We start from the raw sequence: 11,534 nt of genomic DNA on the forward strand, positions 1-11,534 counted from the left end.
GCGGACGGCTTATCCCGCGCAATTATCCGCGATTCCCGTCGCTTTGGCGTCACGCGGCGTGTGGCGTGGCCTCGGCCGCCGCGCTGCCGTCCGGCGCCTTGATCCGGAACCAGGCGACGTAGAGCGCCGGCAGGAACAGCAGCGTCAGCACGGTGCCGACGATGATGCCGCCCATCATCGCATAGGCCATCGGGCCCCAGAACACCTCGCGCGCAATCGGGATCAGCGCCAGCGAGGCGGCGGCTGCCGTCAGCATGATCGGGCGCATGCGGTGCTCGGTGGCTTCCACGACGGCCTCCCATGGCGGCCGTCCTTCCTCGCGCAGATGCTCGATCTGCACGATCAGGATCACGGAGTTGCGGATCAGGATGCCGATCAGCGCCAGTACGCCCAGGATGGCGACGAAGCCGAGCGGTGCGCCGCTCGGCAGCAGCGCCGCGACGACGCCGATCAGCGCCAGCGGCGCCACCGCGAACACCAGGAACAGCCGGTGGAAGCTCTGCAGCTGCAGCATCAGGATCGTGGCCATCGTGAACAGCATGATCGGCACGACGGCGATGATCGGCGCCTGGCTCTTGGCGCTTTCCTCGACGCTGCCGCCGGCGACGACGTGGAAGCCTGCCGGTAGCTTGGCGTTGAAGGCCGCCATTGCGGGCTTTAGCTGATCGACGACCGTGTTCGGCTGTACCTGGTCGATCACGCTCGCCTTCAGGGTCAGCGTGGGCAGGCGCGAGCGCCGCCAGATTTCCGGCTGTTCGATCTGGTAGCGCAGGGTCGCCAGGGCGGCGAGTGGGATCGACTGGCCGTTCGATCCCGACAGCTGCAGGTCGCGCAGCGTCTCCAGCGACTGCCGCTCCTTGGCCTGGGCGCGGCCGCGCACGTCGATCAGGTAGATGTCGTCGCGCACCTGGGTGATCGAGGTGCCGTCGAGCACGCTGTTCAGCGTGTTGGCGATGTCCTCGGAGGTGACGCCGAGTTGGCGCGCCTTGTCCTGCAGCACGTCGACCTTCACGACGCGCGCGGGCTCCATCCAGTCGAAGATGACGGCGCCGACATGGCTGTTGCCGCGCATCACGCCTGCAACTTGCTGCGCAATCTCGCGCACTTTGGCGACGTCGGGCCCGCTGACGCGGTACTGCACGGGGCGTCCGACCGGCGGGCCGATGTCGAGCAGATGCACATAGGCATCGGTGCCGGGGAAGGTCTTGGTGAGATAGGCCTGCAGCTTGGCGCGGGCGCGGTCGCGTGCTTCGAGATTCTTGGTGACGATGATGATCTGGCCGAACGAGACGTCGGCGGGCTGCACGTCGAACGACAGCACGAAGCGCTGTGCGCCGGAGCCGACATAGGTCGACCAATGGTCGATGTCCGGATCGCCCTTCAGCGCCTCCTGTTCGAACTGCGTCATCTGCGCGTTGGTCTCGGTGATCGAGGAGTTCTGCGGCAGGTTGAAGTCGATGACGAGTTCGTTGCGGTCGGAGGAGGGGAAGAACTGCTGCTGCACGAAGCCCATGCCGAACACCGACAGTCCGAAGATCGCGACCGTCGTGATGATCGTGATCCAGCGATGCCGCATGCAGGCGTCCAGCATGGCGCGGAACGCCCGCGTCAGCCGGCCGCCCTCGGCGTGGTGGCCGGGCAGGGAGGCGGGCAGGATGGTGACGCCGAGCAGGGGGGTGAACAGCACCGCCACGATCCACGACACCACCAGCGAGACCGCGATCACGACGAACAGCGTGAAGGTGAATTCGCCGGCGGCGCTGTTGTTCAGTCCGATCGGGATGAAGCCCGCCACCGTCACCAGCGTTCCGGTCAGCATCGGGAATGCGGTGGAGGTGTAGACATAGGTCGCGGCCTTGCGCAGGGAGTCGCCGACTTCGAGCCGCGCCACCATCATCTCGACCGCGATCATCGCGTCGTCGACCAGCAGGCCGAGCGCGATGATCAGGGCGCCGAGCGAAATGCGCTGCAGGGAGATGCCGCTATAGGCCATGACCAGGAAGGTGATGGCGAGCACCAGCGGGATCGAGATCGCGACGACGAGGCCGGCGCGGACGCCGAGGCTGACGAAGCTGATCGCGAGCACGATGATGACGGCCTCGTACAGCGCCTTGGTGAAGCCGCCGACCGCCTCCTCGACGATCTTGGGCTGATCCGACACCAGGTGCACGCCGACGCCGACCGGCAGATCGGCGATGACCTTGGTCATCTCCTCCTTCAAGGCCTCGCCGAACTCCAGCAGATTGGCGCCGGCCTTCATGCCGATCGCCAGCCCGATCGCCGGCTGGCCGTTGACGCGGAACAGCGACGTCGGCGGATCCTCATAGCCGCGGGTGATGGTGGCGACGTCGGTGAGCGGAAAGAAGCGGTCGTTGATGCGCAGGTTGATCGCCTTGAGGCTCTCCTCCGAGGTGAACTGGCCGGAGACGCGCACGGCGACGCGCTCGGGGCCGGCCTGCAGCACGCCGGACGGCGACACCGCGTTCTGCGCCTGCAGCGCCGTCAGGATGGTGCGCTGGTCGATGCCGAGCGCGGCGACCTTGCGCGGCGAAAATTCGAGATAGATCACCTCGTTCTGAGCGCCGACGATGTCGACACGGCCGACATTGGGCACGGTCAGCACCTTGGCGCGGACCTCCTCGACGCGGTCGCGCAGCTGGCGCTGGCTCAATCCGTCGCTGGTGAAGGCGTAGATGTTGCCGAACACGTCGCCGAAGCGGTCATTGAAGCCGGGGCCGATCACGCCCGAGGGAAAATCGCCCTTGATGTCGTTGATCAGGTTTCGCACCTGCAGCCAGGTCGGCACCACGTCGCGCGCCTTGGTCGTGTCGCGCAGGTTGACGAACACGGTGGTCTGGCCGGGCACGGTCAGGCTCTTGGTGTAGTCCAGCGCCGGCAGCTCCTCGAGCTTCTTCTCGATCCGGTCGGTGACCTGCCGCGTCATCTCATCGGCCGACGCGCCGGGCCATTTGGCCTGGATCAGCATCGTCTTGATGGTGAAGGACGGATCTTCCTCGCGGCCGAGATGCAAATAGGAGTAGAGGCCCGCAGCCATGAAGGCGATCATGAAATACCAGACGAGCGAGCGATGCTCGAGCGCCCAGTCGGAGAGATTGAAGGACTTCACGGCTGCGGTTCCTGATCGATGCGGACGGACTGGCCATCCTTGAGACTGTGCACGCCGGCGGTGACGACGCGCTGTCCGGCGTCGAGACCGCCGGTGACGCGGACGCTGCCGTCCTCGTTGGTGGCGATCGTGATCTGCTGCCGCTTCACCGTCTTGCTGGCCGGATCGACCAGCCAGACGAAGCTCTTGTCGTTCTCCGCCAGGATCGCCGAGCGCGGCAGCCTGATGACCATCTTCTGCGCGATATCCAGCGTCGCGGTCACGGTGGTGCCGAGGCGCATGATCTCGGGCGGATCATCGAGCGTGATCCGGATGCGGCGCGTGCGGGTCGTCGCATCGGCGCGCGGTCCGATCTCGCGCACCTTGCCGGTGGTGCTGATCCGGGGATCGACCTGCAGCCGCACGGTGAACGGCGTGCCGACCTGCAGGCTGCCCGCAACGTCGTCGCCGACATCGATGACGGCGTCGCGGATGTCGGGCCGCGCCACGGTGACGACGCTTACGCCTGGCGAGACAACCTGCCCGACTTCGGCGCCGACGGCGGTGACGATGCCGGCGAAATCCGCCTTGAGCTGCGCGTAGCCGAGCTGCTCGCGCGCCTTGGCGAGATTGGCCTGCGCCTTGATCACCGAAGCCTGCGCCGCGGCGCGCGACTGCTCGGCGTTCTCCAGCGTGGCCTTCGTGGTGGCGTCGGTCTCGAGCAATGTGCGCTGCCGGCCTTCGGTGCCGGTCGCATTGGCCAGTTGCGCCTGGCTGCGCGAGACGTCCGCGGCCGACGCGCGCACCGCGAGTTCGAGCGCCGCCGGATCGATCGCCGCCACGACCTGGTCCTGCTTGACCATGTCGCCGACGAAAACCTGACGCGCGATCAGCCGGCCGAGCACCCGGAAGCTCAGATCGGCCTTGTAGCGCGGCTCGATCGTGCCGGTGACGGCGGCGCCATTGGCCGCCTGCGATTCGACCGTCATCGACAGCACCGGCCGCACCGGCTCGGGAGCGGCAGCCTTGTCGCTGCAGCCGGCGAGCAGAGCGAGCGCGAGAAGCGGAATGGCACGACGCATCGGCAGCATCACGATCGTGCCTCCCCATCGAACGAGATCTGTTGTCCGACGCTCAGCAGCTTGCCGCCATCGGTCACGACGCGGTCGCCCGGCTTCAGTCCGGCGGAGATGACGATCGATCCGGTCTCGTAGTCCTCGATCGTGACCGGCTTCAGCGAGACGGTCTTGTCGGCGGCATTGACCAGCCAGACGGCCGGCGTCTTGCCGGTGGCCGTCAACGCGCTCCAGGGCAGGACGATGCGCTGCTCGGGCTTGATGAAGCCGGTCGCAGTCACCGCGCTGCCCAGCGTCATCTCGGGCGGTGGATTCTCGATCGCGATCTTGATGCGGACCGTCCCGGATTTCGGATCGATCGTCGGCGAGATCTCGCGCACGCGGCCCTGCGCGGTGATCGTTGGATCGGACACCAGAGCGAGCGCGGCCTTCGTATCGTCGAAGTTGAACGACAGCGCCTTCTCGTAGACGTCGAGCACCGCATCGCGCTCGCCGTCATGGGCAAGGGTGAAGACGGATTGCGCCGCCTGGGCGACTTGGCCGACCTCGACGTTGCGCGCGGTGATGGTGCCGTCGGCGTCGGCGCGCAGTTCGGTGTAGGTGAGCGCGTCCTTGGCGGTGTCGCGCTGGGCCTTGGCGGCTTCCAGCGATCCTTCGGCGGTCCGCAGCGTCTCCTGGGCCTGGTCGAAGGTCGCGCGCGTGGTGAAGCCGCTCGAGAGCAGCGTCTGCTGCCGGTTGAAATTGGAGGTGGCGACCTTGAGCTGGGACTCGGCCGCCGTCACGGCGGCCTCGGCGGAATCGAGATCGGCCTGCTGCTCGGCCGGATCGATCTTGGCGAGCAACTGGCCGGCCTTGACGTGCGCGCCGACCTCGACCAGCCGCTCGGTGACGCGGCCGCTGACCCGGAACGACAGATCGGCGAGCACGCGCGCCTGCACGTCCCCGGTCAGCGTGATCGATTGCCGCCGCTGCGACAGCTTGACGAGTTCGGTCCGCACCAGCCGCGCGGAGTGCGTGGCCACGGCCGCCTTCTGGTCGCAGCCGGCGAGCAGGAGCCCGATCGCGGCGCAGCCGGTGGCCGCCAGCAGGCGGCGGCCGGACGCGCGGGCAGGAGGTCGGGAGCGCGAGAGTGGGATCATGGTTGCACGTTCGGGCCCAAAGCAATGGTTGATGGTCGACGATCCCCGGGGCACGGGCGGTCGTCTTTCGCGTTTGGAGTTGCGCGACGGAATATCGCAGAACGCCGTTGCATCCGAGCCGGCGGTCGCCCGTTGGCGGGAGCACGGCGTTGAGGACCAACAGATCATGATCCCCTTGACAGCGCATGAACTAGACAATCATATCTAGAAAAAAATATCTAGTAACATTCTCGTTGGTGGTTTTGAATTACCCACTGCCATAGAAATTGTCCGGGCGATCGATGCTCTCCGGAAAACCAGAAACAAGAGCTTGAACGGAACGTGCGACGGAAAGCTGTGACGAAACCCGGGACGTCGGCGCGGACAACGGCCCGCGCGCCGCGGCAGGCGCGTGGGCGCGAGCGTCGCGAGCAACTGCTCGATGCGGCAGCGGCGCTCATCGCCGAGTCCGGGCTCGCTGCGGTGAGCATGCATGCGGCGGCCGAGCGCGCCGGGGCCTCGATCGGCTCGGTCTATCACTTCTTCCGCGACAAGGATCAGATGCTCGATGCGCTCGCCGAGCGCCACGATGCGGAGCTGCAGCCGGCCTTCGATCGCGTGCTGCAGCGAACCGATGCCGACTGGATCGCGATGCCGCCGGCCGAGATCATCGAGCAACTGATCGGCTGGGCGATCCGCTACTTCGTCCGCCATCCCGATGCGCTGGCCACGCTCGATCTGCACGACAAGACCATGCATGGCGAGTTCAAGGCCCTGATCGACCGCGTTCTGCGCGCAAAGCTTGGCGAGGAATTGGGGGCGGAGGCGGCCACGACGCTCGATGCCGTCGTGCTCGGCACGCTGCTGTTCACGCGCGAGCAGGACCCGCGCAGTCGCGACGCCGTGGTTGCCGCGCTGCCCGAGATGATGAGCGCCTATCTGGTGGTATTGGAGGCGAAGGCGAAGCGGGACAGGCGGTGAGGCGCGAGCGGCTCGATCCCGCGACGGGCGTGGCTATTTGAACAGCCATTCGGTCTTCCTGCGGTGGACCACGACCGACCGCGGCATCGTGGCCGCGTCGCCGACCGGTTTCGCCGTCAGGACGATCTCGTCCTCGCCATCCCAGCGTTCGAACTCGAATTGCCATTTGCCGTCTTCCGGCGTGCGATAGTGCCAGTCCTTCAGCACGCGGTCACGCTTCGCTGGGATGACATCGATGCCGTCGGGGAGGCTTGAGGAACCCTGGCGCGATGCGACCGCTGCCAGCCAGCGCTTCTCCGGCGAATAGTGCGGCGGGGCGACGATGCCGATCTCGTCTCCGGTGTCGGCACGCACCAGAAGCCAGTCGACGCCCTCCAGGCGACCGCACTCGAGCAGCATCAGATCATGGTCGGGGAAATATCCCGTCAGCTGAAACTTGACGCAGCCCTTCGCGTCGCCGCTGGCGCACTTCGCATCCTGGTTCCGATACACGCGCGTATGGCCGTTGCGGAATGTCAGCTTCAGCCCGGCGCCGTTGCGCTGCGCAAGGTTCGGAATCTGGGCGATGCAGGCCGCCTCCGATCGATCGAGATCGCCGTGTCCGGTATCGTCGATGCACCGGCCGTCCTGAGACGGGTGGTCGACGATGGCGAAGGCCGGCCGGTCGGCGCCGACCGCCACGTTGCTGGTCAGGCAGAGCAGCGAGGCCAACGCGATGATGCGATTGTTGTTCATCGCATGCGTTCCGCTGTCGACGGCGTGTCGACGTGATCTGTCGATGGGATCGAAAGTTGCTGCGAATCCTCGATGGTCGCGGAGCGGGGGCGGCGCGCCTGCCGTCTCTCTCCGCGTCGCTTGCGCTGCCTTCCGATCCGATCGGCCAGCCAGGCGACGACGCCGACCGCGGCAAAGCTGATCAGCAGCGAGATGCACAGGAGTCCGAGATAGAGCTTCAGCACCGAGCTTGCGAAACATGCAAGCGCGATGAGCGCGACAATGGCCAGCCGGCCTTTGGCGGAGATCGACATTGTGAGGGCGTTTCGCTGAGAGCTGGTCGTTCGCAGCACTCTAGCGCCGTCGTCTGTGCCGCCAAGCCGTGCGCGAATGGGTGGTAAACACGACTGCAAGGTCATCGTGACAATCGAAGGCGCTCGAACCCGATCGTAGTCGCGTGTGTCGAAAATCAACTGCGCGTTGCGCGGGCGTGGTTGTCCCTGCATTTGCCTTCACGCATTCGTCGCAGAAATTGAGCCGGCCGCGCGGAGGCGGGCTGTTCTCAACCGCGTAGTTGCGAGCGAAGCGCAGCAAGCCGGTCGCGCTCACGGGCAAGATCCTGCATGACCTCGGGGCGGCCGCGTGTTCGTCGCCGCGCACCACGACACGCGTGCTGGACCGTCTGCGCCGGAAAAATGATTCCGCCAATCCTTTCAAGCTGATTTGGGCTGTCCAGTGCTTCGGCGAAAAATATTCCACTTTCTATTTTTCAGAATATGTGGTTGTATCTGGCCATCCCGTCCCATGCAGAGGGGCGTACGCGTCGTCACGATACGTAGGGGCGGGGAGCGGTGGCCGTGAGCCTGTCTGGCGCTTGCAGCGTTTCGACGAATGGCAGCTTGCGGACGTTCAAGCCGTGTGGTCCTGGCGCCCCGATGCTGGCGCTAAGTTGGCGATGACGTTCGTGCGTCGTTGCCGATGACGGGGGCAAACAAGCCCGGTCCCCGGGGAGAGCGCGGAGCAGACGTTAAACCCATCGCGCAGGGAGGGCCGGATCGTCCGGCTGGACCTGTGGTACCTGCCGCCTGCATTTTTTTGAGCAGGCGGGCCACGGGCCTCAGTCGAGGTCCGGCCTTCCCTGCGCCCTCTCGTCTGATCGAGGGCGGACCTGACGCACAACCTGGGCGCATCGCGTCGTGGGACCACGGATGTGTGTCTCTTCTCCACCAGCGAGGCGATCGAAGGCGTTCCTGTTCCGTGGGAGCGCGCACGTCCTGGCGAAAGTTCTCGACGAGACCGGCTGTTTGATAGGTGAAGCAGGACGACGAAGACTCGTCCCTATTGCTGCGCGTCCGCCCACGCGGCCAGCACGGCGCGTTCCTCGCCGGTGATCTCGGTGATGTTGCCGGGCGGCATTGCGTTCGACCACGCCGCGTTGCGCGCGATCAGCCGCGCATTGCGCAGGATGTGCTCGGCACTGTCGAGCCGCACGCCCTTGGGCGCGGTGACGATGCCGTCCCACACCGGCTCGGCGGCATGGCACATGCTGCAGCGGGAGGTCACGATCTCCTCGACCTGGGCGAAGCTCGGCTGCGCGCTCGTCGCCGCCGTCTTGGCGTCGCGGGGACCAGCGGCCGACAGCAGCAGGATCGCGATCATGCCCGCGCCGGCGACGCCCCACACCCACCAGGGCGAGGCGTTGCCCTTGTGACGCTCGTTGAAGAAATGGCGGATGACGGGGCCGAGCGCGAGCACGATGGCGACGATGACCCAATTGTAGCGGGTGCCGAACAGCAGCGGATAGTGGTTGCTGATCATCAGCACCACCACCGGCAGGGTGAGGTAGTTGTTGTGGACCGAGCGCTCCTTGCCGGCCTTGCCGAGCCTGGGGTCGGGCGCCTCGCCCGCCAGCAGCGCGGCGACGATCTTCTTCTGGTTGGGAATGATCACCGCGAACACGTTGGCGACCATGATGGTGCCGATGATGGCGCCGATCTGGTTGAAGGCGCCGCGGCCGCTCAGCACGTGGGCGAAGGCGAAGGTCAGCGCGACGAGAAAGACGTAGCCGCCGATCGCGAAGGGCAGCTCATGCCTGGCCAGCCCGCTGCGGCAGGCGGCCTCATAGAGCAGCCACGCCAGCGCCAGCGAGCCGAAGCTGAACAGGCCGGCCTGGACGGGCGTGAGGTCGAGGATCGACTTGTCGATCAGGAACAGGTCGGCGTTGAGATAATACACCACGATCATCAGCACGAAGCCGGACAGCCAGGTGGTGTAGGCCTCCCATTTGAACCAGGTCAGCTCGCTCGGCATCTGCGCCGGCGCCACCAGATATTTGACGATGTGGTAGAAGCCGCCGCCATGGACCTGCCAGGCCTCGCCCATCACGCCCTTCGGCAGGTTTTCGCGCGGCTTCAGGCTGAGGTCGAGGGCGATGAAGTAGAACGAACTGCCGATCCAGGCGACCGCGGCGATCACGTGCAGCCAGCGGAAGATCAGGCTCAGCCATTCCGATATGATCGAGGCCCACATCGCGCGCTCATCTCCTTACTTTGTTTGTTCGAGCCCACATCGCCCGGCCGGCGCGGTGCTCACCTCTCCCCGCTTTCGGGGAGAGGTCGGATTGCATCGCCAGATGCAATCCGGGTGAGGGGGACTCGCCGCGAGGTCGGTGTGTGTGGCTGCCCCTTACCCCAGCCCTCTCCCCGTAAGAACGGGGAGAGGGAGCGCACCGTCCGCGTGGCGCAGGACGCAGATCTTCAGAAATGTTCGTTGCGGTGGACTTCCGCGAAGCGATTGCGTTCAATGAGTTGGAAAGCAAAGCGGGACGGTTGTGATGAAGAGACTGGGTCTGATGATTGTCGTGGCGGCGCAGGTGGCCGTGACACACGCCGCAATGGCCCAGACCGCTCTGAAGGGAGCCGCCAAGCGCGCCGATGCCTGTGTGCCGATCGGGCGCACCGAGGATGGCAAGCTGGTCTATTCGATGAAATGCGAGAGCATTCCAAAGCCGGTCGCGCCCGCGTCGCCGCCGCAGCCCGCTCCGGCCGCCGAGCCCGAGCCGGAGAGCGAGCGGAGCGGCCTGTTCGGATGGTCCTACGACCGCCGGCCGAAGCAGTAGCGCAGCCATCCCTCGCCTCAGACGTGCTGCGCGGACGACGCGGCGGCGGCGGCGTCGGCCTCCGCGGTCTTGCCGCTGCCGAGCCCGTTGAAGAACGCGTTCAGCAGCACGGCGACGACGGCGCAGAGCAGGATCCCGGATTCCAGCAACGGCTGCAGATCCTTCGGCAGGTTGTGGAAGAAGCGCGGCGCGACGAGCGGGATCAGGCCGAAGCCGACCGAGATCGCGACGATGAACAGGTTGAAGCGGTTGGTCTTGAAATCGACATTGGCGAGGATGCGCGCGCCGGTCGCCGCCACCATGCCGAACATCACGAGGCCGGCGCCGCCGAGCACGACCTGCGGCACGGCCTCGACGAGCGCGGCCATCTTCGGCAGCAGCCCGAGCAGCAGCATGATGCCGCCGCCGGTGATCGTCACCCATCGCGTGCGCACGCCGGTGACCGAGACCAGACCGACATTCTGCGAGAACGAGGTGTAAGGGAAGGTGTTGAAGATGCCGCCGAGCAGGGTGCCGACGCCGTCGGCGCGCAGGCCGCGCGACAGCGCCTCGCGATCCACGGTCTTGCCGGTGATCTCGCCAAGCGCCAGGAACATGCCGAGCGACTCGATCATGACAACGATCATGACGATGCACATCGTCATGATCGGCACGAACTGGAATTGCGGGATGCCGAACTTGAACGGAATCACCAGTGCCCCCCAGGGCGCTGCCGCGACCTTGTCGAAGTGCATCACGTCGAGCATCGTCGCGAGCACCGCGCCCGCGACGATGCCGAGCAGCACCGAGACGTTGGCGAGAAAGCCGGTGCCCCATTTGATCAGGCCCAGGATGAACAGCAGCACGAACAGCGCGATGCCGAGGCCCTGAAGCTGGCCGTAGTTCGGATTGGGGAAGGCGCCGGGCACACCGTCGACGACCTTGGTGAGGGTCGGCAGGCCGCCGCCGGCCCAGTTGATGCCGACGCGCATCAGCGAGATGCCGATGATGAGGATGATGGTGCCGGTCACCACGGGCGGAAACAGCGGCAGCAGCCGGCTGACGAAGGGCGCGACGATGATGCCGAACAGGCCGGCGGCGATGACCGAGCCGTAGATGCCGAGCAGGCCGATCTCGGGCGAGGCCGCCATCGACAGCATCGGGCCGACGGAGGCGAAGGTCACGCCCATCATGACCGGCAGGCGAATGCCGACGCCGGGGAAGCCGATGCACTGCACGAGGGTGGCCAGGCCGCAGGCGAACAGATCGGCGCTGATCAGGAAGGCGACGTCCTCGGGCGGCAGCTTCAAGGCGCGGCCGATGATCAGCGGCACCGCGACCGCGCCGGCATACATCACCAGCACATGCTGCAGCCCGAGCGGGAGCAGTTTCGGGACCGGCAGCATCTCGTCGACAGGATGGCTCGTCTCGCTCATGTCTCC

9 protein-coding genes are annotated in these 11,534 nt (G+C 66.3%); 2 read left to right on the top strand and 7 right to left on the bottom strand.

Annotated elements, in window-relative coordinates; genetic code table 11:
* Positions 1-49: 49 nt before the first annotated feature.
* From ACQR1B_RS21345 to ACQR1B_RS21355, 3 genes are read right to left on the bottom strand one after another with little or no spacing between them, the layout of a single operon-like run.
* Positions 50-3,127, bottom strand: coding sequence for an efflux RND transporter permease subunit (locus ACQR1B_RS21345; RefSeq protein ID WP_434833522.1), 3,078 nt, complete (start codon positions 3,125-3,127; stop codon positions 50-52).
* Complete coding sequence (locus tag ACQR1B_RS21350) at positions 3,124-4,200, bottom strand: efflux RND transporter periplasmic adaptor subunit (protein ID WP_434833523.1); 1,077 nt, start codon at positions 4,198-4,200, stop codon at positions 3,124-3,126. The genes ACQR1B_RS21345 and ACQR1B_RS21350 overlap by 4 nt, the downstream gene beginning before the upstream one ends.
* On the bottom strand, positions 4,197-5,321 hold the full coding sequence (locus ACQR1B_RS21355; protein WP_434833524.1) for an efflux RND transporter periplasmic adaptor subunit: 1,125 nt from the start codon (positions 5,319-5,321) through the stop codon (positions 4,197-4,199). Before ACQR1B_RS21355 ends, ACQR1B_RS21350 begins: the two co-directional genes overlap by 4 nt.
* A 321-nt stretch (positions 5,322-5,642) precedes the next feature.
* Here ACQR1B_RS21355 and ACQR1B_RS21360 point away from each other — a divergent pair, with 321 nt between their 5' ends.
* Positions 5,643-6,281: a TetR/AcrR family transcriptional regulator gene (locus ACQR1B_RS21360; RefSeq protein ID WP_434833525.1), complete on the top strand. Its 639-nt coding sequence runs from the start codon at positions 5,643-5,645 to the stop codon at positions 6,279-6,281.
* 33 nt (positions 6,282-6,314) lie between these two features.
* Here ACQR1B_RS21360 and ACQR1B_RS21365 read toward each other — a convergent pair whose 3' ends face one another.
* The 3 genes from ACQR1B_RS21365 to ACQR1B_RS21375 all read right to left on the bottom strand — a co-directional run bounded on the left by ACQR1B_RS21365 (position 6,315) and on the right by ACQR1B_RS21375 (position 9,524).
* Positions 6,315-6,962, bottom strand: coding sequence for a hypothetical protein (locus tag ACQR1B_RS21365; RefSeq protein WP_434833526.1), 648 nt, complete (start codon positions 6,960-6,962; stop codon positions 6,315-6,317).
* Between the two features lie 50 nt (positions 6,963-7,012).
* Positions 7,013-7,309: a hypothetical protein gene (locus ACQR1B_RS21370; RefSeq protein WP_434833527.1), complete on the bottom strand. Its 297-nt coding sequence runs from the start codon at positions 7,307-7,309 to the stop codon at positions 7,013-7,015.
* A gap of 1,024 nt (positions 7,310-8,333) precedes the next feature.
* Positions 8,334-9,524 carry a urate hydroxylase PuuD gene (locus ACQR1B_RS21375; RefSeq protein ID WP_434833528.1) on the bottom strand — a complete coding sequence of 397 codons (1,191 nt, stop codon included), beginning with the start codon at positions 9,522-9,524 and terminating at the stop codon, positions 8,334-8,336.
* Between the two features lie 304 nt (positions 9,525-9,828).
* On the opposite strand from ACQR1B_RS21375, the gene ACQR1B_RS21380 reads away from it, so the two are divergent.
* The gene (locus tag ACQR1B_RS21380; RefSeq protein WP_434833529.1) at positions 9,829-10,113 is read left to right on the top strand and encodes a hypothetical protein; all 285 of its coding nucleotides are present in this window, start codon (positions 9,829-9,831) and stop codon (positions 10,111-10,113) included.
* 17 nt (positions 10,114-10,130) lie between these two features.
* On the opposite strand, the gene ACQR1B_RS21385 is transcribed toward ACQR1B_RS21380, so the two are convergent.
* Complete coding sequence (locus ACQR1B_RS21385) at positions 10,131-11,528, bottom strand: nucleobase:cation symporter-2 family protein (RefSeq protein WP_434833530.1); 1,398 nt, start codon at positions 11,526-11,528, stop codon at positions 10,131-10,133.
* Positions 11,529-11,534: the final 6 nt, after the last annotated feature.

The organism is Bradyrhizobium oligotrophicum (assembly GCF_051168495.1).
In the GTDB taxonomy this organism is placed as follows: Bacteria; Pseudomonadota; Alphaproteobacteria; order Rhizobiales; family Xanthobacteraceae; genus Bradyrhizobium; species Bradyrhizobium oligotrophicum_A.

Excerpts from the sequence above, each read along its gene's own strand:
- ACQR1B_RS21385 (WP_434833530.1), bottom strand. The coding sequence starts at position 11,528 with ATGAGCGAGACGAGCCATCCTGTCGACGAGATGCTGCCGGTCCCGAAA.
- ACQR1B_RS21380 (WP_434833529.1), top strand. The coding sequence starts at position 9,829 with ATGAAGAGACTGGGTCTGATGATTGTCGTGGCGGCGCAGGTGGCCGTG.
- ACQR1B_RS21375 (WP_434833528.1), bottom strand. The coding sequence starts at position 9,524 with ATGTGGGCCTCGATCATATCGGAATGGCTGAGCCTGATCTTCCGCTGG.
- ACQR1B_RS21370 (WP_434833527.1), bottom strand. The coding sequence starts at position 7,309 with ATGTCGATCTCCGCCAAAGGCCGGCTGGCCATTGTCGCGCTCATCGCG.
- ACQR1B_RS21355 (WP_434833524.1), bottom strand. The coding sequence starts at position 5,321 with ATGATCCCACTCTCGCGCTCCCGACCTCCTGCCCGCGCGTCCGGCCGC.